This window comes from Ruegeria sp. AH12, assembly GCF_056541465.1.
On sequence record NZ_JBQFYL010000009.1, the window covers coordinates 71,838 to 93,658 of the forward strand.

The window sequence follows — 21,821 nt, forward strand, 5'->3', positions numbered from 1 at the left end:
GTTTACCGTTTGAGGTTCGTTGTTTCCTGCAACATCTCATCCACGGTCTGGATCACCGTCGCGTTCGAGGAATACGCGCGCTGGGTTTGGATCAGCGATGTCAGCTCGGTCGCGACATCGGTTGTTGATTCCTCGCGCGCGAATGAGATCAGCGAACCAGTTGGGCCCTCACCCGCATTCCACAGGAAGAAGGTCCCACTATCGCGTGAGGGCGCGTAGGTCTGACTGTCCAGTGCTGTAAGGCCGTTGGGATTGGGGACATCCGCAAGCGGGATCTGGAACATACGGCGGCTGACGCCGGTATCATAAAGCGCGTAGACATAGCCGTTTTCATCCACCTGAACGCTGGTCATGGTGCCGACCGCAGCACCATCGCGCGTGATGGAAACCGGGGCGAAAGTGTCGGACAGTTGCGTGATGCCATCCGCGTCGCCGATCAAGCCAATGTTGACCTCGATCGGGCCGCCCGCCACATTGACAACAACACTGCCGGTGGCTGCATCGTAAGCGCCGCCCGAAACGGCCGTCACACTTGCCAATGTCCCCCCGGCTGTGCGGCTGTCGGTAAAGGTGAGTGTATATTCCCCGATCACGGCGCCGCCCGATGCCGAGTCGCGCAAGATCATTGTCCATTCATTGCTGGAGCCTGTTGCCGGGACGGTTGGAACCAGTTCGATATCAATACTCTCAGATTTGCCCAGATTATCAAAATACTCGACCGATAGAGGCTGCGTGTCGCCGGGTGCGCCAGCGTCGGTTGCTGTGGCGGGCAGGTTCATCCTCAGGTTCATTTGCGTTGTTGGCGCGCCCGACAGCTGATTGACGCTTAGCTGGACGGGCTCCAACGCTGCGGGCGTATCGCGTGGAACCGGGGGAATTGTACCGTCGGAGTTTGCTCGCCACCCCAGCAGAACCAGCCCGGATTCGGTTACCAGATAGCCTTGGTCATTGGTGCGAAACGAACCGGTCGTGGTCAGCAGCATCTCATTCGAGCCGCCCGCGATTTGCGAGCTAGAACGCACGGGCAGCATCCCACGGCCACGTACTGCCAGATCGGTTGAGTTGTTCGTTGTTACCAGTGAGCCGCGCTGGTCGATCATACGTTGGCTGGTGGTCCTAACCCCGCCGGCGGAATAGCTGCCGCCCTGACCCGAGGTGACCATGGAATGAAAATCTGTCTCAACCCGTTTATACCCGAACGTCGACGAGTTCGCGATATTGTCCGAAATCGTAGCCAGCCTGTTGGCATTGGCCTTCAGCGCGGCGACACCGGCATTCAGCGAAGAGGAAATTGTCATCGGCACGCCCTTCTGTTGCGTCATTCAGTGATGCAACAGCTAACGCACCGCCCTTAACAGCGCGCTAACAGGTAAAATGCGTTCTATCCTTTAGGGATCGCGCAGAAAAATCACCTCGATCCGGTTGTTGCGGGGGGCCATCGGGTCATCTCTGTGCAATTTACGGTCGGCATGGCCCGTCACCCGATCCAGCCGGGGTGGCGAAACGCCCTTATCCTGCAGCATTTGACGCATGGACTGCGCGCGCGATGTCGACACATCCCAGGCTGGATCATGGGCCAGAACCACCGGAGAGGCGCTGACATGGCCTTCTACCGCAATGGGGTTGGTGACCAGATCTGATGCGCGTGCGATCAGCAAGGCCAGCGCCCGCATCACCGGTGTGGGCTTGTTGGTACCCGATTCGAACAAGGGCTGATCTTCGGTATCGAACAGCTCGACGATCAGGCCCTGATCCGTCACACGCGTGACGATGTGTTTCAACAGCTTATCCGACACCACGCTTTCGCCCGTGCGACCCAAGAGTTGCGCCTCGAGTGTCGAGAAATCCCGTTTGGCCCCCCTACCATCGGCGTCTAAACCGGTGGTCCCGCGGGCCTTGCGCGCATCGGTCGGAAAGCGCGCGGTGGCCCCTTTGCCATCCATAACCAGAGTTTCTTCTGAAAATACACTGTTGCCGCCAAACGCCCCGTCACCCCCGCCTGAATCAGGGCTGATCGGGATAGCAGGCGAAAAGTAATCCGCCAGCCCCTTGCGTTGTGTTTCGGTCGTTGCGTTCAGCAGCCACATCAACATGAAGAAGGCCATCATGGCCGTGACGAAGTCCGCATACGCGACCTTCCACGCGCCGCCGTGGTGGCCATCGCCACCCGATACACGCTTCTTCTTGATGATGATTGGCGCCGCATTGGTCTGCGCACCCATCTCCACCACCTTTTTATCACCCGGATAAAGGTTTAGCAGCGCAGGTCTTAAGGCCTGTTTAATACTTAAAACTGTTCGGATTTCACCTTACGTCGGCAAGTTTGTTGAGGCGCGGCGCAGAATCAGGGATAGACGATTGAAGCTGTTTTCAATCCCCTCAGGATCGGCTTTCCCCAGGAAGTCATCCAACTCCTGATGCACCTTGACAGCCTGATCCAGTATTGGATCGGCGCCTTCGGTATATAGCCCCGCTTTGATCATCACTTCGGATTGTTCGTAGCTGCCGATCAGCTTGCGGGTTTCGGTGATCATCTGATTCTCGACCTCGGTCGCTGCCGCTGGGAGGGATCGAGACACTGACCGACTCAGATCAATCGCCGGAAAACGGCCGCGTTCGGCGATGTCACGGCTGAGCACGATGTGCCCGTCCAGCACCCCACGCAGAATGTCGGCGACGGGTTCGTCCATATCTGACCCGGCGACCAAAACGCTGAAGACGGCGGTGATGTCGCCTTGTTCAGGCGTGCCGGGGCCGGCGCGTTCGCAGAGCTTTGAGATGAGGGGCGTGACCGAAGGAGGGAAACCGCGCAGCGAAGGGGCTTCCCCCATCGCAACGGCAATCTCACGATGGGCCTCGGCAAAGCGGGTGACCGAGTCGGCCAGCAACAAGACGCTCAACCCCTGATCGCGCAGATGTTCGGCCACCAACATGGCCGACCAGGCACACCTCCGTCGCGCCAAGGCGGATTGATCTGACGTAGCTGCAACTACAACCGACCGTTTCATCGCCTCAGGGCCAAGCGCGTGGGTGACGAATTCATTCACCTCGCGCCCGCGCTCACCCACCAGGGCTACGACGACCACATCTGCCTGCAATGATCGTGCCAAGGTTGCCAGCAGGGTCGATTTCCCGACCCCCGAACCCGCGAACAGACCAATGCGCTGCCCGCGCACGATGGGCAGCATGGTGTTGAGCGCGGCAAGACCGGTCGCCATCCGGTCCCCCAATGGCTTGCGTTCAACAGCGGGGGGCGGGGGGTGCATGATGTCGCGTTCCTGCGTACCACCCAACAGCGGTTTGCCATCCAGCGGTTTACCGAACGGGTCGATCACACGGCCCAGCCAATGCATCCCGGGCGCAAAACCCGGCGATGGGTTCAGAATCACCCTGTCCCCCAGGCTCACCCCATCGGCTGCGCCACCGGGCATCATATGAATGTGGTCTGCGCCCACGTGCAGTACCTCGCCACCCAAATCGGGCCCGGATCGGCGGTGCAAGGTCAGCAAGTCTCCGATGCGGACCTGATGATTCAACCCACTGATTTCTATGGTGCCTTTCGCCACACCAGATACCAGTCCGACATGACGTACCGTGGTTATCCGGTCGAATTCGCATTTCAGAAGCATCGGGTCGAGGGCTGACATCGTGGGTTCTCCAACTGAGTTCTGAAAACTGTTTCTAAAGGAATCGGGGTTAAGCCTTGATTGAAATCGATCGAGGGAGAAGCCCCGATGTTCTATGACCTGAACGTCTTTAAGACAGCGCACGCTATGGCAACCCATGCCGGGCAACGGCAGGCTGTCATTGCGCGCAACATGGCCAATGCAGATACGCCGGGTTACCAGCCCCGCGATATCGAGGCCTTCAAATCAGCCTTCGAAAATACCAGTCCGCAAACTCAGATGATGGCCACGAGGCAGGGGCATTTGAATGGCGGCGGACTGGCAGGGCACAGCTGGGCCGAGTTCGCAGCCGACCCAAGTGGTGATCCGAACGGCAACGGCGTGTCCCTGGAAGAAGAGATGCTGAAAGCCGTCGACGTCAAGCGGCAGCATGATCGCGCGCTGGCAATCTATAAGTCCTCGATGAACATTCTGCGCACTAGTCTAGGCCGCGGATAAGAGGGGGGTGAGATGAGCGATTTTTCCCACTCCCTCACCGCCTCGGCCAGTGCTTTGCGAGCACAGGCGGCCCGACTGCGCCATGTCTCCGAGAATATCTCGAACGCGGATACGCCTGGGTACCGACGTAAGACGGTGCCGTTTGAAACCGTACAGCAGGACGGCAAAGCCATGGTGCAGGCCGGGCGCGTGCAACTGGATCGCCGTGATCTGCAGCGTGTGCACGACCCAAGCCATCCCATGGCGGATGAAAGCGGTCATTATCTGGGCTCAAACGTCGATCTGATGATCGAAATCGCTGACGCGCGCGAAGCGCAGCGCAGTTACGAGGCCAACCTCAAGATGTTCGATCAGACGCGCAAAATGTCGTCGTCGCTAATGGAATTACTCCGGAAATAAAGGAACGCCAGAATGGATATCCGATCCCTGACCGCCGCGCAGAACTATGCTGGCGCACGCCCCGCCACCCAGGCTGACCCCGATCACGGCGCCATCGCGCAGGGGATGCGCACGTCCTTTCAGGACTTTGCGGCCACGCTGAAACTTAGTGAGCAGATGTCTCAGGCCGCAATGACAGGACAAGCGGACCCACATGCGCTGGTGCAGGCACTGGCGCAAACCGAACTGGCCGTCGAAACCGCCGTTATCGTGCGCAACAAGGTGGTTGAAGCCTATCAAGAAATCCTGCGGATGCCGGTCTGAGCGATGCTGAGCGAAGGTCTGTTCTATGACATCGTGCGTCAGGCGTTGTGGATCGCGGTGATCACCTCGGTCCCCATCCTGGCTGTGGCGCTGGTGTCGGGGCTGGTCATTGGCCTGTTCCAAGCGCTGACCTCGGTCCAGGAAATGACCCTGACCTTCGTGCCCAAGCTGATCGCCATTGTCGTCGTGTTCTGGATTTCCATGGGCTTCATGACCCAGACTCTTGTCACCTTTTTTTCGGGCACTCTGGTGCCGCTGATCGCCGGAGGTCGCTGATGGACACCGCCTATGTCACCTTATCCCGTCAATCCGGGCTGATGAATGAAATGCGGTTGGTGGCGAACAACATCGCCAATGCCAATACCACCGGCTATCGCCAGCAGGGGCTGGTGTTCTCGGAATTCATCCGCGATATGCCCAACGCGCCGTCCTTGTCCATGAGCCGGGCCGAGGCGCGCAACACCTCCTTGCAGCAAGGGGTGTTGACCGAGACCGGGGGGCAGTTCGACTTTGCCATCGAAGGCGAGGGATTCTTCATGCTCGAAACGCCCGAAGGCAATCGCCTGACGCGGGCGGGCAGTTTCACACCAAATGCGCAGGGTGATCTGGTGGCCGCGGATGGCTCGGCCGTGCTGGACAGCAATGGCTCACCCGTTTTTATCCCCCCGGATGCGGTGAGCATCGATGTCGGCGCGGATGGAACGCTCAGCGTGAATGGGCAGTTGCTGGGGCAGATCGGTATCTATCGGGTGGCCGATCCCGAGACTTTGGTTCGTGAGGGTAACACGCGTTTTCGGCCTCAGGGCGATGTTGATCCTGTCGATGAGCCGGTTGTCCTGCATCGCTTCCTGGAAGGCTCCAACGTTAATGCGGTCGAACAAGTCACGCGCCTGATCGAGATTCAGCGCGCCTATGAGCTGGGCCAAAGCTTTCTGGAAACCGAGGATGCGCGCGTGCGCGGGGCCCTCGACGCGCTGATGCGCTGACCTGAACAAGGAGAAATTGATATGCGTGCTTTGAAAATCGCAGCCACGGGCATGACGGCGCAGCAAATGCGGGTAGAAACGATCTCGAACAACCTCGCCAATATGAACACCACCGGTTACAACGCCCGCCGTGCGGAATTTGCCGATCTGCACTATCAGCAGATGGCGCGCGCTGGCGCGGTCAATGCATCGGACGGAACGGTTTTGCCGACCGGCATCCAGTTGGGTCTGGGCGTCCGACCCGCCGCTGTCACGGTGCAACTGGCGCAAGGCGCGATTTCGGCTACAGGCAGCGATCTGGACGTTGCTATCGAAGGGCGCGGTTATCTTGAAGTGACGCTGCCGAACGGTCAGTCCGCTTTCACGCGCGATGGCAGCCTCAAGCGATCCGCCGAAGGGCTGATCGTCACGTCTGACGGGTTTGCCGTGGCACCTGAGATCACGATTCCTGATGACGCACGGTCGATCTCGATCAACGCATCCGGTGAAGTCTACGCCTATTTCGACGATACGCCCGAAGGGCAGTTGCTGGGTGAGTTTTCACTTGCCAGTTTCTCCAATGCCAAAGGGCTTGAGGCGATCGGAAGCAACCTGTTTAAGGAAACTGAAGCCTCGGGCGCACCAATCCAGGGTGTGCCTGGCGAGGATGGGCTTGGCACCTTGCGGCAGGGATACCTTGAAGACAGTTCGGTTGATGCTGTGCGTGAGGTGACCGAGCTGATCGAGGCGCAGCGTGGCTATGAGATGAACGCCAAGGTTATCACCGCCGTCGATCAGATGATGAGCGCCACAACACAGGTGCGCTGATGAGGGGTCTTGGTCTGATCTTCCTGATCGCGGCGCCGATAACTGCACTTGCGGATATCGTGGTTCCGACCCGCACGATACGCGCGAAAGAGGTCATCTCGGCCGCCGATCTGGAATTGAAGCATACCGACATCCCCGGTGCTGTAAGCGACCCTGCAGAGTTGATCGGGTTTGAGGCACGGGTCGCCCTGTATCCGGGCCGACCGGTGCGCGCAGCAGATGTCGGCCCACCGGCCATCGTGGATCGGAATGATCTGGTGGTCTTGGTTTTTAATCGGCAACCCCTGTCGATCAGCACCGAGGGGCGTGCCCTTGGGCGCGGCGCCGTGGGTGAGCGTATCCGGGTCATGAACCTGTCGTCCCGCACAACGGTCACCGGTCTGATCCGGCCCGATGGTCAAATCGAGGTAAAGTAATGTCTGGACTGTCTAAACCCTTTCTGCTGACGATTTTCGCGCTTTCGGCCTGCAGCCGTTTTGATCACTTGGGAAAACCGCCCAGCTTTACACCCAAAGACGACTCACCCGAGCAGGTGGCGATGCTGTGGCCCGGATTGCCCTTGCACACCCAGACCCAGCGCGCGGTGGATAGATCATCTCTTTGGAGTGGTGGCCAGCAATCCCTGCTGGGTGATCAAAGGGCGATCAAGAAAGGCGATATTCTGACGGTCGTCATTGAGCTGGACGAGGAAGCAGAGTTCTCGAACAATACCAGCCGCTCGCGTTCGGGTTCGGAATCCCTTGAGGTTCCCAACTTGTTCGGCCTGCCCCAGCGCGCGGAAGACCACTTGCCCGAAGGGGTAACATTGGAAGACGCGGTTGGGATTGAATCCGATTCCGCCAGTTCTGGCCGAGGATCGGTCCGGCGAAACGAGAAGCTGACCTTGCGGGTCGCCGCCACCGTACTTGATGTGTTGCCGAACGGTGTTTTGTCGATATCGGGATCGCAGGAACTGCGGGTCAACTTTGAATTGCGAGAGCTTTTGGTTGCTGGCTATGTCCGCCCCCAAGATATCTCGCGCAAAAATGAGATCACCTATGACAAAATCGCGTCCGCGCGCGTGTCTTACGGTGGACGCGGCCAGATCACCGATGTTCAGCAACCGCGCCTGGGTCAGCAAGTGCTCGACTCGCTCTTGCCATTCTGAGGATCGCAGATGACGAAGATCTTGCTTCCAGTCGTGTTTCTTGCGCTGGGTCTGGGCGCCGGAATTGGCGCCGGGATGTTCCTGATGCCTGAAAAAGCACCCGAGGTTGTTTCCGAGGATAAAGAGACCAAGGAAGAGCCAGATAAAGGCGACAAGAAAGACAAAAATGATAAGAAAAAAGCGTCGAAAAAACCTTCGAAGGATGATGAACTGGGTGGTTTTGAGTATCTAAAACTGCCCAAACAGTTTGTTGTTCCTGTGGTCAAGGATGATCAGATCACGGCGATGGTAACAATGTCTCTCAGCATTGAGGCTGATCCGGCCATCACAGAGACCTTCTATGCCATCGAACCCAAGCTGAGAGACAGGTTTTTGCAGGTGCTTTTTGATCATGCCAATACCGGTGGCTTTGACGGGATATTCACCGAGTCGGACAATCTAACCGTTTTGCGCAAAGCGCTGCTGGAGGTTGCGCGCAAGGATTTGGGATCGGATGTCTCTCAGGTGTTGATCATGAGCGTGAACCGGCAAGATAGCTGAACCCGCTCCGGCCTGACCAGTCCCGGTCAGGCCTTCAAAGGTTCGAGCGCGTCTTGTTTTTTGCCTTTTACTGCACATCCCGCATGGTCTTGGATACAGATGCGATGGCCTGCTGGCGCCCAAAGGCAGTTCGAAGCTGTTCCATAGCGGCCAGTTTCTGTGCACGCACACGGGCCAGCTCCATGTTTAACTGGCGGCGCGTCGCGGACTCCCAGGCATTCCAAAGGATATCCGTTCCCGTAACACGGTAGCCTTCGGTCCCTGCGCTGTGCTGTCGTGCCTGTGTCACCTGATGGTCCAATCGCACCAACTGCTTCTGTACCTGTGCTTCTGCTTCGATCACCGGGCGCATTGCCTGATGTTGCTTCTGGAACATCGCATCGGTTGCCATTTGCAGGGCCGAGAGCTTTTTGAGGTTCATCGGATCTGACCTTTCGCCCGTTTGCGCATTGCTTCGGCAAATCGGATCGCAGCCGCGACGGGGCGGTAGTGTTCCTCTGGAACTTCTTGGCCGATTTCCACCGTCGCATGCAGGGCACGGGCTGTTGGTGGGTCTGAATGGATGGGAATGCCTGCCTCACTGGCGGCGGATCTGATTGCAGCTGCAACCTCATCCACGCCTTTGGCCACGCAAACCGGTGCAGAGCCTGGCGTGCGCGACCATTTGAGGGCTACAGCGAAATGGGTCGGGTTGACGATGATGACATCCGCCGAGGGTACGTCAGACATCATCTGGTTGGTTGCAATTTCCTGAGCGCGTTGACGCCGCTGCTGTTTCACATGCGGATCACCTTCGGCATCCTTGGTTTCATCCTGTATCTCTTTGCGGGACATGCGGTTTTTGCGCATATGCTCGGCATATTGCCAAATGTAGTCGATGACGCCGATGGCCAGCGCGATAGTGATCACGATGAATAGAAACCGAAACAAAAGGTTCATCATCAGCAGGATCGACGATTTCGCAGGCGCTGCACTAGCTGAAACGATCTCGGTCAAGTTCGCTTTCAGGAACAAGGCCAGGCAGGTGCCGTAGATCAGCAGTTTCGAGAAGCTCTTGGCAAACTCGAACAACCCGCCGCGTCCGAACTTGTTCTTTGCATTCGATACGATTGAAATGCGCGATAACTTGGGTTTCAGTTTGGTTGGCGCAAAGATCAGTGCGCGCTGGGCGATCAGGCTTAGCAGGACAGCTGCCGCAGGGATCGCAAAAAGTAGCGACACTGGCATCAAAGCACTTCGCAATAGTCCGGCTACCGGTGCGGTGGCGGGTCCGGTTGTCAGTAACTGAGCCAATGTGTCCGATTGATCAATCATGACCATAAACATCGTGCCCAGATGCTGGGCCGTGTATTGACCGGCGGCCAACAGCGCAATGATCAGGCCGGTATAGCCGGCGACCACGGAGAGGTCGCTGGATTTTGCCACCTCTCCTTTTTCGCGTGCTTTTTGCAGCTTCTGCGGGGTGGGCTCAAATGACTTGTCGCTGTCATCATCCGATGCGCTCATGGTGTTCCCCTCGCCGGGTTGATCAGAAAGCCGTTCAGGGCGTCAGACCAGACTGACAGGATCAGCGGCGCACCAGCAAAGAGCAGAAACAGGCCCGCGAAGGTGATCGCCGGCGCCCCGACAAAGGCGACCATAAGCTGCGGCATCGCGCGGTTGATGACGCCCAGAGCCAGGTTGTAGATCAGCGAGGCGATCACGAACGGGGCCGCCAATGCAAAGGCGAGGTTGAAACTGGACGAGATCTGAGCGACCCCCCATCGCGATAGGTCCGAAGGGGCGGGAAGGCTGCCCATTGGGAACATCGCATAGCTGTGGATCAGGAACTGGGCAGCGCGGATATGCAGCCCCAGAATGACCGCCAGGGTCAGCCCGGCCAGCATCAGAAAGTACCCCATCGCTGGTAGAGGGTCAGCCGCGCCGCCCAGCAATTGCGACAGCGATGTGGATTGCGCGGCGATGGCTCCGGCGGTTTGTAAGGCCAGAACAAACAGGCGCAGCCCGATACCAAGGACCATTCCGGCCAAAACCTCCGTCCCCACCAGGCGCACCATAGGCAGAAAACCGGGTGCAAGGTCTGGTGGCTGAACGGCCGGTAAGATGATCAGTGTGAAGGCAATCGAAATGCCCAGCTTCACACGCACTGGAATGCTGCGTTCGCCGAAAGCGGGCAGCAGAGATACAAAGGCAGAAACCCGCAGAAAGACCGAAAACAAATGCCACAGATTTTGGCCGATCTGCCCTAATAGTTCTGGTGGTAAGGCGATCATGCAGGAATGGTTCCGACCAGGGACGGACGAGCCTCCAGCCCGATCTCTTCAAACGACAGAACCGGGTTTGCAATGCCCCGCGCTTGCATGATTGTGCGCAGCAACCGGCGGCGGCGGGTCGAGGTAACGACGGCCGGGAACAGCCCGCTATCTGCGGACTTTGCAACACTGCTGACCACGCCATCGGCCAGTTTGTTGAACAGATTGGGAGGCAGCGCGACATCCGGCCCGGCATTGGGGGCGTCGATCTGGTAGCTGGCGAACGTATCCTCCCACTCCGGCGCCAGTTGGATCAGGGGGATCGATCCGTCCTCGCGCTTTATTTCGGCGACCAGTTGGAAGCCCAGCCGCTGGCGGACAATCTCGCAAATCCCTTCGGGTTGGGTGGTGGTCAGCCGTGCCTCGGCCACGCTTTCCAGGATCAGGGCCATGTTGCGGATTGAGACACGCTCGTCCAGCAACAGGCGCAGCACTGCGTGCAACGTGTCGATTGGCACTCTGTCCGGGATCAGCTCATCCAATAGTTTCTTGTTGGCCTCAGCCCGAACCGGATCGCTCAGCCGGGTCATTTCTGAGAGAAGGCGCCGCAGCGATTTCAGCGTCAACAGGCGCGAGAAGTTCTGTTTGATGATCTCCAGCAGATGGGTCGCCAGAATCTCGGGCGGTGAGACGATGGTGGCGCCGCTGAGCGCGGCGTCCTCCTGATCTTTGGGCAAAATCCAGCGCGCCGGAGCGCCATAAACGGGCTCGGTCACATCATTACCGTCGGGCAGCAGGTCAAACCCGTCCTGCACCAGCGCCAAAACCAGATCGGGGTTCAACACCCCGTGCGCTTGTTCCACGCCCTGTATTTTGATCAGATAGGTTCCGGTTGGCAGGTCGGCGCGGTCGGTCAGGCGAATTTCGGGTAGGATCAAGCCGAAGGTTGAGGCGACATAGGTCCGCATATTGGCGATCCGCGCGTCCAACCCAGTGCCTTGGTTCAGTACCATGCTGACAAGATCGGGCGCAAATTCCAGATGGACATCGTCGAGGTCCAGAATATCCCCGATGGCCTGCGATACCGGTGCGTCTGCCTCGTTTGATTGAGGTTCTGGCACAAGTGCCGCTGCCTTCTGGCTGCGATGCACGTGATACGCCGCATAGCCCAGCACGCCCGCGCCCAGGATAAACGGCAAGAACGGCAGGCCCGGCACCAGGGCAAACAGAACCATCAGCACTGCCACGGTGGCGAGTGCCGCTGGATGCTTGCCCAGTTGTGAGAAAATCGCGTTGTCGGTGGCCCCTTGGGTGCCCCCGCGTGCCAACAAAAGGGCAGAGGCGATTGAGATGATCACGGCTGGGATTTGCGAGACCAGCCCGTCGCCAACGGTAAGGATGGCATAGGTCTCGAACGCGGACGTCACTGGCATCCCATGCACGATCACGCCCATCACTAGGCCCATGACAAGGTTCAGAAGCGTGATCAGAAGCCCGGCAACCGCATCCCCTTTGACGAATTTTGAGGCCCCATCAAGCGAGCCGAAGAAGGTGGTTTCCTGCTGCTCGCGCTCGCGCCGTTCCTTGGCTTGCTGATGGTCGATGGCCCCAGCGGACATGTCGCTGTCGATGGCCAGCTGTTTGCCAGGCATTCCGTCCAGTGCGAAACGCGCGCCAACCTCGGCCATGCGGGCGGCACCTTTGGTGATGACCATGAAGTTCACGATCAGCAGCACTCCGAAGACCACAAGACCCAGAAAGATGCTGCCGCCCATGACGAAATTGGCAAAGCCTTCAATCACATCCCCGGCGGCGTTGGGCCCTGTGTGGCCCTGACCGATGATCAGCTTGGTCGATGAGACGTTCAGTGAAAGTCGCAGCATGAGTGAAGCCAACAGGATCGTTGGGAAGGACGAGAAATCCAGCGGACGCTCAATGAATAGGGTCAGCGTGAAGATCAGGATCGCCAGTGCGAAAGAGGCGGCCAGCCCCACGTCCAGCACCCAGGCGGGCATGGGCAGGATCATCATGACGATGATGGTCATCAGCGCCAGCGCCAGCAATACTGTAGGTGAGAACAGGGATCGGGCGTCGATCTTAAGCAAGCTGAACTCCTAGTTGAAGGCGATGAAGGCCGTGGCGGACGCGCCGCTGGGGACCAGTGATCCCAGCATGCCCTGCCCCGATTGCGCGGGCTGAAGCGGGATCAGAGGGGCGGCAGAGCCGGAGAATGGATCACGCGACATCCCTGTAGCTTGTGCCGCTGCCGCAGTATCCAACTGGGCCAACACAGTTTGGAACCGGCCTTTGTAGGCGCGTGCCAGTTCGGGTTTGCGCGAATGATAGGCCCCTGCAGCGGCGGGCCAGGAGCCCAGCTCGGCATACAGGTCCTTCAGAAACCGTGCGGCATAAAGGGCGTTTTCATCCGGGTTGAACATCGCGTCGATGGAGCGGAAAGCGGTGCCGTGCCAACGATAGTTGAGCTGGAAACACCCGACATCAAAACTGCGCTTGCCCGCTTTGAACACGTTGAACACATAAGACTTGGCTTCGATCTCCGAGTCGAACCAAACCCCTTGCCCTTCGACATTGATGGTCCAGGGCCAAGGGGTGTAGTGGCCGCCAAAGCTGCGGCCGGTTTCAACCCGCGTGATCGCGCGCAGCACATCCAGTGGTACATCTTCGGTCACTGACGCCCTGCGTGCCGCCTGATCGCAGACATCGCCGGTGCGCGCATCGGGCAGAGCAAAACCCGCTTGTGCGATCAGCACGTGCGTCAATACAAGAGAAAGGGAAAATAAGCGCGTTGGCATTCTGCCGGTCCGGGATTCTGATCTGTCCCGGCCAAGCTAGCCAAGTATTGGTTTACAGGCGGTTATCGGCGGCTCATTTTCGGTCGATGCGCCGACCGAACACCACGCTAGTATTGGTGCGCAACACGCCGGGGATTTTGGCCAATTCATCGACCAGAATATCCAGATCTTCGATCCGGGGAGCCTCGGCCGACAGCAGCAGGTCAAACTCGCCATTGATGGACAGGCAACGCTTGACCTCGGGGTAGGTTTCCAGCCGCTTGATGATACGGACGGTTTCCTTTTGCTGCACCTCAAGCAGCACAACCACCTGCACCCGAGGCGCGTCATCGGCTGTGTTCAATACAACGGAATAGCCCGCAATCACCCCGCGTTCTTCCATGCGTTTTATCCGCTCGTGGACTGTGGTGCGGGCCAGACCCAGCTTTGCTGCGATGGTTGTTGTCGTATCACGGGCGTTGTGTTGCAGGGCGGCGATGATGCGGCGGTCAATCTGATCCATGAGGTCTCCGGCATGGGGTCACACTGGTGTAAAGCAGGTTGGCACCGGGGCTCAAGGCTTCTGCGCCGCTTGGAGATGTTCGGAGCGTGGCCAGATCCACAGGGCGATGACTAGGCCAAGACTGGCAGCGCTGGCCATGCCAGCCAGAGCGATTGTTGCCCCAAACCGAGTCATCAGCCAGCCGGCCAGCGGGTACAGCACCAGCCAACACGCATGGGTAAGTGTGAATTGGGCGGCGAAGGCAGCGGGGCGATCCTCGGGACTGGCCGATCGGGTCAGCAAACGGCCTGAGGGGGTCATGGACATGGAATACCCGAACCCGGCCAGCACCCAAAGCCCGGTCAGCATGGGCAGCGTCACGATTGTGGAGCTTGATACAAAAGCTGCAAGCACCATCGTGGTCGTGCCAATTGTAGCGCCAGTCGACATGACCCGTCGATCCGGCACCCGATCCAACAAGGGCGGTAACAGAAACGCTGCGATCATCGATCCTCCGCCGAATCCCGCAAGGGCAATGGCTACGGCACTTTCGGACAGGCCCAGATCGGATCGCACCAGGACCACCGTATTCACGATGACCATCGAACTGATCGCCGCAGCGCACCAACTGAGCGCCAGCAGACCGCGCAGGCGGGGTGTCGCCAGATAGAGGCGGATACCGCGTGTGGTCCGGTCATAGATGCCTGTTCGTCCCGATGGCTTGGGCGATGGCAGGATGACCGAGAGCACAAGAAGGGCCGAGGCGACAAAGCCCAGGCTTGTGCCCAGAAACAGAGTGTTGAAGCTGACAAACAGCAACAAAAGCGCCGCCAGCATCGGGCTGAGCAGGCTTTCAAGGTCATAAGCCAGCCGCGACAGAGACAGCGCGCGGGTATAGTCGTGCTCATCCGTCAAAACGTCCGGGATCGTGGCCTGAAAGGCCGGGGTGAATCCCGCCGAGGCCGATTGCAGGACAAAGATCAGGACAAAGACCTGCCAGACATCCGTGACAAAGGGCAGGCACAGGGCGACCCCTGCGCGAACAAGGTCAAGAGCCACCAGCAGTTTGCGCCGATCAAGCTGCTCGGCAATGGCTGCCGCCAGTGGAGCGATGGTCACATAAGCGATCATCTTGATGGTCAGCGCTGTGCCCAGAACAAGCCCCGCAGCCTCACCCGCCAGATCATAGGCCAGAAGGCCAAGCGCGATGGTGGCCAGCCCGGTTCCGGTCAGTGCAACGACCTGCGCCGCCAGCAGATGACGATAGGTTCGGTTGTGCAGGATACTGAGCATGGGTCAGAGATGTCCCTAGGGCGCGGCTGGTTTCAAGTGCCCCTATCGTACTCGGTCAAGGTACGACTGTCGGGCAGATTGGCCGATATGTGCCACTATCCAACAATTTAGGCGAATAACAAGGCGCGTTGACCTTACAAGCCGGACGGCGTTGAGTTTGGCAGCCAAACCGCCTATCTCGGGGTGCGAGACCGCACAAAGGACAATTCCGTGGCGAACCACCTGTATAAGAACGACCTGCCGGACGGGCTGGACCTTGGGCCTGTCGTGGCCATCGACTGTGAAACCATGGGGCTGAACCCGCATCGGGATCGCCTGTGCGTGATCCAGATGTCCGGAGGGGACGGCAACAGCCACATCATTCAAGTTGAAAAGGGGCAGACCGAGGCTCCGAACCTGTGCGCCATGCTGGAGAATCCCAATGTGTTGAAACTGTTCCACTTTGGTCGGTTTGATATCGCGGCGATGTATCATGCGTTTGGGGCGCTGGCGGCTCCGGTTTACTGCACCAAAATCGCCAGCCGTCTGGTGCGCACCTATACCGACCGTCACGGGCTTAAGAACCTCTGCCAGGAACTGATCGGCGTCGACATCTCGAAACAACAGCAGATGAGCGATTGGGGCGCGGAAACCCTGACCGAGGCGCAGTTGGACTATGCCGCGTCAGACGTTCTGTACCTGCATCAACTACGCGATGCTTTGGATGGGCGTCTGGCCCGCGAAGGCCGGACCGAGATGGCGCAGGCCTGTTTTGATTTCCTGCCGATGCGTGCGAAACTTGACCTCGCAGGCTGGCCCGAAACGGATATTTTTGCGCACTCATGACCGACACCGAAGCTTTCCTGAAGACAGCCCGACAGGTTGTCACCGATGAGGCCCGCGCGCTTGATGTGTTGGCCGACAGTTTGGATGCGCATTTTGCCGAAGCGATCCAGATGATCTTGCAGGCCACGGGCCGTCTGATCGTCAGCGGGATCGGTAAATCCGGCCATATCGGTCACAAGATCGCAGCAACTCTGGCCAGCACGGGCACGCCTGCCTATTTCGTGCATCCAGCTGAGGCGAGCCATGGCGATCTGGGCATGGTGTCCAAAGGCGATGTGGTACTGGCGATCTCCAACTCTGGCGAAGCGCCGGAATTGGCTAATCTGTTGGCCTTTACCCGCCGGTTCGGCATTCCGCTGATCGGCCTGTCCAGCAAGCCTGAGAGCTCATTGATGAAGCAGGCCGATGTGCATTTGCTGATCCCGTCAATGGGTGAGGCTTGCGGGTTTGGTATGGTGCCTTCGATCTCGACGACTTTGACTCTGGCCATGGGCGATGCGCTGGCGATTGCGTTGATGAAGTACCGGGATTTCAAGCCCGAGAACTTTCGCGACTTTCATCCTGGCGGCAAGCTCGGCGCGCAGCTGAGCAAGGTGCGAGACCTGATGCATACGGATATGCCGGTTGTGACCTCGGATACACCGATGAGTGATGCCCTGCTGGTGATGAGCCAAAAAAGCTTTGGCGTAGTGGGGGTCACGGATAAGGCTGGCCGCCTGCTGGGCATTGTCACGGATGGTGACTTGCGGCGAAACATGGATGGTTTGTTGGAGAAATCCACCCAAGAGGTGATGACCCGCGACCCGATGACGATCGCGCCCAATGCCTTGGCCGAAGAAGCGGTGGCCATCATGAATGACCGCAAAATCACCTCGCTTTTCGTGGTTGATCCCGACGCAGATGGGCAGGCGCAGGGGCTACTGCATATTCACGACTGTCTGCGCGTCGGTCTGGGTTAAGGAGAGGCTAAGGTGGACCGCTATTCCCGCATGGTACAGTTCCTGAAGGTTCTGTTGCCGCTTGCGGCCATTTTAATGCTATCCACCGTATTCCTTCTGTCGCGCAGCATTGAAACCAATGTCTCGGGTCCGTTTACGCAGCAGGACATTGATGCGCGTCTGGCCGAACAAGTGGTCACGCAACCGGATTATCGCGGCACTACCCGCAAAGGCGAAGACGTGCAGATCGGCGCTACAAAGGCAACGCAAGGCACCGAAGGGTCGATGCCGACGGCCTCGGAGTTTCGTGGCCGGTTTGGGTTGCTAAGCGGCGGCGCAATCACGCTGGATTCCAATTCAGGTATGATCCGCCCCGACAAAGGCACAGCGACCTTTGTGGGTGATGTGGTGATCAGGACCGCAGATGGGATCGAAGTCACCACCGATTTGTTGAACACCGCTTTGGATGAAATCCGGGGCGATACGCCTGGTCACGTGAACGGAACCGGTCCCATCGGTGATTTTTCCGCCGGTCGCATGACCTTTGGGGCGGAAAAAAAGGACGGCCCGGTCCATATTCTTTTTACAGACGGCGTGAAGCTGGTGTATGAGCCTCAGAAAGCAGAAAGATAACCTGTGTTTGATTTTCGTTTCGTCCTTTTGAGTTTTGCGCTTGTAACAGGTGCTGTTTCTGCAACTGCACAGCAGGCGCAGGTGGCTTTTGGGGCCACGCGCGCGGACCCGACCCTGCCGGTCGAGGTGACCTCGGAAACCCTGAATGTGAACCAACAGGATGGCTCGGCCGAGTTTGTCGGTAATGTGGTTGTCGTGCAGGGTGAAATGCGGCTGACGGCCGAGCGGGTTCTGGTCATCTACAACCAGGAAAGATCCGCCATCGATCGGCTGGAAGCGACCGAGAACGTGGTTTTGGTCAGCCCGCCCGACGCTGCCGAAGGCGATTGGGCTGAATACACCATCGACAGCGGCGTGATCGTAATGCGGGGCAATGTGTTGCTGACCCAGGGCCCCAGCGTGATCAGTGGCGATCAGATGAATGCAAACCTGACCACAGGTACTGCAACCATGACAGGCCGGGTCAAAACGATCCTGCAGCAGGGGAACAACTGATGGTGCGTCCCCAACTGTCGGTCGCCGAAGGCAATTCCGGGCTTCGGATCGAAAAGCTGCGCAAATCCTACCGGAAGAAATCCGTTATCCGCGATGTGTCGATGACGCTTGACCGGTCCGAAGTTGTGGCACTTTTGGGCCCAAATGGGTCAGGCAAAACCACGACATTCTATTCTGTGGCCGGGCTGGTCTTTCCCGAAGCAGGCACAGTGACGATTGACGGCCAGAATGTCACCACCTTGCCAATGTACCGTCGCGCGCGGATGGGGATCGGATATCTGCCGCAGGAGATGTCGATTTTCCGCGGCATGAGTGTCGAGGACAACATCGCCTCGGTTCTCGATATCACCGTCAACCATGCGCACCGCCGCAAAGAGCGGCTGGAAGAACTGCTTTCAGATTTTTCCATCGAACATCTGCGCCGCGCGCCCGCGCTGGCTCTGTCCGGCGGCGAGCGGCGCCGGGTTGAGATCGCGCGCTGTCTGGCGGCTGACCCAAAATATCTGCTGTTGGACGAACCTTTTGCAGGTGTGGACCCGATCAGTGTGGGCGATATTCGCCATCTGGTCGCGGATTTGAAAAAGCGAGGGATTGGGGTTTTGATCACCGATCACAACGTCCGTGAAACGCTGGAAATCGTTGATCGCGCCTATATCCTGCATGACGGTCAGGTTCTGATGTCCGGCACGCCGGGCGAAGTGGTGGAAAACGAAAACGTGCGCCGCGTTTATCTGGGTGAAAACTTCCGTATTTCATAGGCTTGCGCGGAATTGCGCCGGGTGCATGGCGGAAATCGCGTATATACGCTCTTGTTTTGATTGACTCTTCCGCCGCCTCTTGGCTCAATTGGGTCATGGCATTTATTCGGTTCCAGACTGGATCTCGATGTCCCTTCCCCGAAGGGTCGGGTCAACAGCAACCGATCAGAATGTCGATACCCCCCACCCGATAAAAACAAGCACGTTGCGCGACGCAACGTCAGAATGGGTGTGAATTGTGAAGGAGATCACATGCGTTACCAAATCAGCGGAAAACAGATCGACATCGGCGCGGCCCTGCAAAACCACGTGCAGACCGAGCTGGGCGAGGTCGTTGGCAAATATGCCCAGCGTCCAACTGACGCCAATGTCGTCTTTTCCCGTTCAGCGCATGAATATGTTTGCGAAACCACTGTCCATTTGTCGACGGGCCTGACGGCGCAGGCCAAGGCCCATGCAACCGAGATTTACGCAGCGTTCGAGGGGTGCTGCGACAAGATGGAAACACAATTGCGCCGCTACAAGCGCCGTTTGAAAGACCATCACAAAGATCGGTCCGAGCCGGTTGAACTCTTTGGAGCGTCCTCTTATATCCTCGCCTCTGACGAATCGGACACGGCTGATGAACCCGAATCGCTGCAGCCCATGATTGTGGCTGAGATGGAAACAAAGATCCCATCGCTCAGCGTCGGTGAGGCCGTTATGCAAATGGAACTTGCTGGCGCCCCGGTGCTGGTGTTCAGGAATGAAAACAAGGATGGATTGAATGTCGTGTATCGTCGGGATGACGGTAACATCGGCTGGATCGATCCTTAACAGGCAAGATTAAAAGGCGGGGCCCCGCATTTGCCGGGCCCGCTACGGAGCATGATCATGGAGCTTTCGAGCATTCTGAAGCCCGAAGCAGTACGTGTTTTGTCAGCAGCTTCCAGCAAGAAGCGGCTGTTTCAGGAAATCGGTGAGGTCGCTTCGGCGACGCTGGGTCTTGAAGCCCAGTCCATCGTTGATTGCCTGCTTGAACGTGAAAGCCTTGGCCCAACAGGTGTTGGCCATGGCGTGGCTTTGCCGCATGCGCGCCTGCCCGAGATAGCTGGCGTATCCGGCGTATTTGTAATGCTGGAAAAACCGATCGATTTTGGATCGGTGGATCGTCAGCCGGTGGACATCGCCTTTTCTTTGTTCGCCCCCGAAGAGGCGGGCGCAGATCATCTGAAGGCATTGGCCCTTGTGTCTCGTACCCTGCGTGACAGTTCGGTCTGTGCAAAGCTGCGGGCCAACCCTGATCCGGTCAAGCTTTATGCTATCTTGACCGAAGCACAGTCGATGCAAGCTGCTTAAAGACCTGATGGAAATAAAAAAGCCCCCGAAATTCGGGGGCTTTTTTGTTGAGGGTATTCGCGGATCAGCCGCCAGCACCCATTTCCAGCGTCCACCAGATTTTCCCGCCATTTTCCTGATGCCAGGCGAAACCCATCTGGGTCGCCTTGGGGTCCATGATCACCGCGCGTGGGCCTGATTCCTGCATCCAGGCGGCAAGGGTTTCGGTTTCGGTTTCGTAGGTTTCCGAGATCGCTTCGCCCAGGAAAGTCCCAAAGTATCCAACGCGCACGGCACGGTCGATGGGCGAAGATCCGTCAGATCCGAAATGCCAAGGCCGATTCTGCCGGGCCATATCCTTGGAATGGGTCGCTGCAGCCGCATTGAGTTGCGCATTCAACTGCACGGCCTGTAGCCCTTGCGCCTGGCGCAGTGCATTGACCGAATCCAGCATCCGGAATTGCAGTTTTTCAGGGTTGCCGCGGATTTTATATACAGTGGGCAAAGGACGGCCATCAGCACCCAAGGTGGTGGACTGAGGGGTGGTGCATGCCGCCAGCGCGACAAAGCAAAGCAAGAGTAAAGAAACGATACGCGTCATGATCGACCTGATGTTTGTGTCGTTTACGGGCATACCGTGCCAGACGTCGCGGGGCAAACGCCCAATGTCACAGGGCCGCATGATTCTGCCGGTTTGATTTGCGACTGAAGCATTCTGGCAATAGAATGCCCAAAATTTCAGAACTCGCCCTCGCAAAGGACCGCACTCATGGTCAAGAAACGCATTTCCCCTCAGACCCGCCGAGGTTTCCTGTCTGGCGCGGCTGCCTTGGTGGCAAGCCCGGCGCTAGCGCAATACATTCCTGGCGATCCGTTGCGTCCAGCGCCCGAGCCCGAAGCCGCTGTGCGTCGCAATGTTTCGGGATTCCGTGCGCTGGACTGGCAGCCCTATTTCTCGAACACCAGAAACGGGGCCATTCTGGTCGATACGGTGTCACGGGCGCTGCATTATTGGTCAGATGACCAAACTGTGTACAAACTCTACCCGTCATCGGTGCCGTTGACCGAAGAAATGACCCGCCGAGGCCGTACCAGCGTCATCCGCAAGGTCGAGGGTCCAAGCTGGGCACCGACCCCTTCGATGAAGAAGCGGAATCCTGAATGGCCTGACTATATCCCGCCTGGGCCGGATAACCCATTGGGAACACATGCTTTATATCTGGGGTGGAAGTACTATCGCATCCACGGAACGCATGACACGCGCAAAATTGGCCGAAAATCGTCGAACGGCTGCATCGGTCTGTTTAACGAAGACATTGCCGAACTGTTTTCGATGGCCAAGGTCGGCACGCAAGTGTTGCTAATTTGACGACATTTTCGCGCAGCTGGTGGCTTGGCGTTCAAGTTGCAATTGCATTCCAACCGCTTTGCTGATTAGAAAAAAACCACGAGGTAAGTCTTAGATGCGCGTTCCAAAGAACTGGAATCGCGCAAATTCTGGAGGTTAATATGAAAAAACTCGTTCTCGCCGCTGCTCTGACTGCTGCTGCTTCGACCGCATATGCGGGCAACCTGGAAGAGCCAGTTGTTGAAGCACCTGTTGTTGTTGAAGAAACTCAGGGTTCTTCGCAGGGCATCCTGCTGCCGCTGATCCTGCTGGTCGTTGTGGCCGCAGCTGTTGCAGCTGGCTAAGCTTACGAGCTTTATCCA

29 protein-coding genes are annotated in these 21,821 nt (G+C 58.1%); 18 read left to right on the plus strand and 11 right to left on the minus strand.

Features of this window, described 5'->3' with window-relative positions:
• Positions 1–2 precede the first annotated feature (2 nt).
• The 3 genes from ACR0EL_RS14120 to ACR0EL_RS14130 form a co-directional block, all read right to left on the minus strand.
• Positions 3–1,298, minus strand: a complete 1,296-nt coding sequence (locus tag ACR0EL_RS14120) for a flagellar hook protein FlgE (RefSeq protein ID WP_480500567.1) — start codon at positions 1,296–1,298, stop codon at positions 3–5.
• Positions 1,299–1,388: 90 nt separating this feature from the next.
• Entirely contained in the window at positions 1,389–2,222 is an 834-nt protein-coding gene (locus ACR0EL_RS14125) for a flagellar motor protein MotB (protein ID WP_480500568.1), read from the minus strand.
• A gap of 87 nt (positions 2,223–2,309) precedes the next feature.
• A complete protein-coding gene (locus ACR0EL_RS14130) occupies positions 2,310–3,629 on the minus strand; it encodes a FliI/YscN family ATPase (RefSeq protein WP_480500641.1) in 1,320 nt (439 codons plus the stop codon).
• Between the two features lie 105 nt (positions 3,630–3,734).
• Between ACR0EL_RS14130 and ACR0EL_RS14135 the strand changes: the two genes are divergently transcribed.
• Genes ACR0EL_RS14135 through ACR0EL_RS14175 form a run of 9 tightly spaced genes read left to right on the plus strand, consistent with a single transcriptional unit; the run spans position 3,735 to position 8,306 of the window.
• Positions 3,735–4,124, plus strand: coding sequence for a FlgB family protein (locus ACR0EL_RS14135; RefSeq protein WP_480500569.1), 390 nt, complete (start codon positions 3,735–3,737; stop codon positions 4,122–4,124).
• 12 nt (positions 4,125–4,136) lie between these two features.
• On the plus strand, positions 4,137–4,523 hold the full coding sequence (gene flgC, locus ACR0EL_RS14140; RefSeq protein WP_170537180.1) for a flagellar basal body rod protein FlgC: 387 nt from the start codon (positions 4,137–4,139) through the stop codon (positions 4,521–4,523).
• A gap of 12 nt (positions 4,524–4,535) precedes the next feature.
• A complete protein-coding gene (gene fliE / locus ACR0EL_RS14145) occupies positions 4,536–4,826 on the plus strand; it encodes a flagellar hook-basal body complex protein FliE (protein ID WP_480500570.1) in 291 nt (96 codons plus the stop codon).
• A gap of 3 nt (positions 4,827–4,829) precedes the next feature.
• The gene (locus tag ACR0EL_RS14150) at positions 4,830–5,102 is read left to right on the plus strand and encodes a flagellar biosynthetic protein FliQ (protein ID WP_480500571.1); all 273 of its coding nucleotides are present in this window, start codon (positions 4,830–4,832) and stop codon (positions 5,100–5,102) included.
• A complete protein-coding gene (locus ACR0EL_RS14155) occupies positions 5,102–5,812 on the plus strand; it encodes a flagellar hook-basal body complex protein (RefSeq protein ID WP_480500573.1) in 711 nt (236 codons plus the stop codon). The genes ACR0EL_RS14150 and ACR0EL_RS14155 overlap by 1 nt, the downstream gene beginning before the upstream one ends.
• A 21-nt stretch (positions 5,813–5,833) precedes the next feature.
• Entirely contained in the window at positions 5,834–6,619 is a 786-nt protein-coding gene (gene flgG / locus ACR0EL_RS14160) for a flagellar basal-body rod protein FlgG (RefSeq protein WP_170537173.1), read from the plus strand.
• Positions 6,619–7,035: a flagellar basal body P-ring formation chaperone FlgA gene (gene flgA, locus ACR0EL_RS14165; protein ID WP_480500574.1), complete on the plus strand. Its 417-nt coding sequence runs from the start codon at positions 6,619–6,621 to the stop codon at positions 7,033–7,035. The genes flgG and flgA overlap by 1 nt, the downstream gene beginning before the upstream one ends.
• The gene (flgH, locus tag ACR0EL_RS14170; protein ID WP_170537171.1) at positions 7,035–7,766 is read left to right on the plus strand and encodes a flagellar basal body L-ring protein FlgH; all 732 of its coding nucleotides are present in this window, start codon (positions 7,035–7,037) and stop codon (positions 7,764–7,766) included. The genes flgA and flgH overlap by 1 nt, the downstream gene beginning before the upstream one ends.
• A 9-nt stretch (positions 7,767–7,775) precedes the next feature.
• On the plus strand, positions 7,776–8,306 hold the full coding sequence (locus ACR0EL_RS14175) for a flagellar basal body-associated protein FliL (RefSeq protein ID WP_480500575.1): 531 nt from the start codon (positions 7,776–7,778) through the stop codon (positions 8,304–8,306).
• 67 nt (positions 8,307–8,373) lie between these two features.
• On the opposite strand, the gene ACR0EL_RS14180 is transcribed toward ACR0EL_RS14175, so the two are convergent.
• The 7 genes from ACR0EL_RS14180 to ACR0EL_RS14210 all read right to left on the minus strand — a co-directional run bounded on the left by ACR0EL_RS14180 (position 8,374) and on the right by ACR0EL_RS14210 (position 15,145).
• Positions 8,374–8,727, minus strand: a complete 354-nt coding sequence (locus ACR0EL_RS14180) for a hypothetical protein (protein WP_480500576.1) — start codon at positions 8,725–8,727, stop codon at positions 8,374–8,376.
• Positions 8,724–9,812: a flagellar type III secretion system protein FlhB gene (gene flhB, locus ACR0EL_RS14185; RefSeq protein ID WP_480500577.1), complete on the minus strand. Its 1,089-nt coding sequence runs from the start codon at positions 9,810–9,812 to the stop codon at positions 8,724–8,726. Before flhB ends, ACR0EL_RS14180 begins: the two co-directional genes overlap by 4 nt.
• Complete coding sequence (locus tag ACR0EL_RS14190; RefSeq protein ID WP_480500578.1) at positions 9,809–10,579, minus strand: flagellar biosynthetic protein FliR; 771 nt, start codon at positions 10,577–10,579, stop codon at positions 9,809–9,811. Before ACR0EL_RS14190 ends, flhB begins: the two co-directional genes overlap by 4 nt.
• On the minus strand, positions 10,576–12,603 hold the full coding sequence (gene flhA / locus ACR0EL_RS14195; protein WP_480500642.1) for a flagellar biosynthesis protein FlhA: 2,028 nt from the start codon (positions 12,601–12,603) through the stop codon (positions 10,576–10,578). Before flhA ends, ACR0EL_RS14190 begins: the two co-directional genes overlap by 4 nt.
• 69 nt (positions 12,604–12,672) lie before the next feature.
• Positions 12,673–13,371, minus strand: a complete 699-nt coding sequence (locus tag ACR0EL_RS14200) for a transglycosylase SLT domain-containing protein (protein ID WP_480500579.1) — start codon at positions 13,369–13,371, stop codon at positions 12,673–12,675.
• 73 nt (positions 13,372–13,444) lie between these two features.
• Positions 13,445–13,873 carry an Lrp/AsnC family transcriptional regulator gene (locus ACR0EL_RS14205; protein WP_480500580.1) on the minus strand — a complete coding sequence of 143 codons (429 nt, stop codon included), beginning with the start codon at positions 13,871–13,873 and terminating at the stop codon, positions 13,445–13,447.
• Positions 13,874–13,924: 51 nt separating this feature from the next.
• Positions 13,925–15,145 carry an MFS transporter gene (locus ACR0EL_RS14210; protein ID WP_480500581.1) on the minus strand — a complete coding sequence of 407 codons (1,221 nt, stop codon included), beginning with the start codon at positions 15,143–15,145 and terminating at the stop codon, positions 13,925–13,927.
• Positions 15,146–15,355: 210 nt separating this feature from the next.
• On the opposite strand from ACR0EL_RS14210, the gene ACR0EL_RS14215 reads away from it, so the two are divergent.
• The 7 genes from ACR0EL_RS14215 to ACR0EL_RS14245 all read left to right on the plus strand — a co-directional run bounded on the left by ACR0EL_RS14215 (position 15,356) and on the right by ACR0EL_RS14245 (position 20,132).
• On the plus strand, positions 15,356–15,970 hold the full coding sequence (locus tag ACR0EL_RS14215) for a ribonuclease D (protein ID WP_480500582.1): 615 nt from the start codon (positions 15,356–15,358) through the stop codon (positions 15,968–15,970).
• Entirely contained in the window at positions 15,967–16,929 is a 963-nt protein-coding gene (locus tag ACR0EL_RS14220; RefSeq protein ID WP_480500584.1) for a KpsF/GutQ family sugar-phosphate isomerase, read from the plus strand. Before ACR0EL_RS14215 ends, ACR0EL_RS14220 begins: the two co-directional genes overlap by 4 nt.
• A gap of 12 nt (positions 16,930–16,941) precedes the next feature.
• Positions 16,942–17,541: a hypothetical protein gene (locus ACR0EL_RS14225; protein WP_353012633.1), complete on the plus strand. Its 600-nt coding sequence runs from the start codon at positions 16,942–16,944 to the stop codon at positions 17,539–17,541.
• 3 nt (positions 17,542–17,544) lie between these two features.
• Positions 17,545–18,036 (plus strand): LptA/OstA family protein, encoded by a 492-nt coding sequence (locus ACR0EL_RS14230; protein WP_480500585.1) that lies wholly within the window; start codon positions 17,545–17,547, stop codon positions 18,034–18,036.
• Positions 18,036–18,794, plus strand: a complete 759-nt coding sequence (gene lptB, locus ACR0EL_RS14235) for an LPS export ABC transporter ATP-binding protein (RefSeq protein WP_480500586.1) — start codon at positions 18,036–18,038, stop codon at positions 18,792–18,794. Before ACR0EL_RS14230 ends, lptB begins: the two co-directional genes overlap by 1 nt.
• 252 nt (positions 18,795–19,046) lie before the next feature.
• Positions 19,047–19,610 (plus strand): ribosome hibernation-promoting factor, HPF/YfiA family, encoded by a 564-nt coding sequence (gene hpf, locus ACR0EL_RS14240; RefSeq protein ID WP_170537148.1) that lies wholly within the window; start codon positions 19,047–19,049, stop codon positions 19,608–19,610.
• A gap of 57 nt (positions 19,611–19,667) precedes the next feature.
• Positions 19,668–20,132, plus strand: a complete 465-nt coding sequence (locus ACR0EL_RS14245; RefSeq protein WP_170537146.1) for a PTS sugar transporter subunit IIA — start codon at positions 19,668–19,670, stop codon at positions 20,130–20,132.
• Positions 20,133–20,196: 64 nt separating this feature from the next.
• Here the strand turns inward: ACR0EL_RS14245 and dalA are convergent, their stop codons facing one another.
• The gene (dalA, locus tag ACR0EL_RS14250) at positions 20,197–20,712 is read right to left on the minus strand and encodes a divisome-associated lipoprotein DalA (RefSeq protein WP_480500589.1); all 516 of its coding nucleotides are present in this window, start codon (positions 20,710–20,712) and stop codon (positions 20,197–20,199) included.
• 168 nt (positions 20,713–20,880) lie between these two features.
• Between dalA and ACR0EL_RS14255 the strand changes: the two genes are divergently transcribed.
• Both ACR0EL_RS14255 and ACR0EL_RS14260 read left to right on the plus strand, forming a co-directional pair.
• Complete coding sequence (locus tag ACR0EL_RS14255) at positions 20,881–21,480, plus strand: L,D-transpeptidase (RefSeq protein WP_170537142.1); 600 nt, start codon at positions 20,881–20,883, stop codon at positions 21,478–21,480.
• Positions 21,481–21,620: 140 nt separating this feature from the next.
• Positions 21,621–21,803: a hypothetical protein gene (locus tag ACR0EL_RS14260; protein ID WP_170455786.1), complete on the plus strand. Its 183-nt coding sequence runs from the start codon at positions 21,621–21,623 to the stop codon at positions 21,801–21,803.
• The last annotated feature ends 18 nt before the right edge of the window (positions 21,804–21,821 follow it).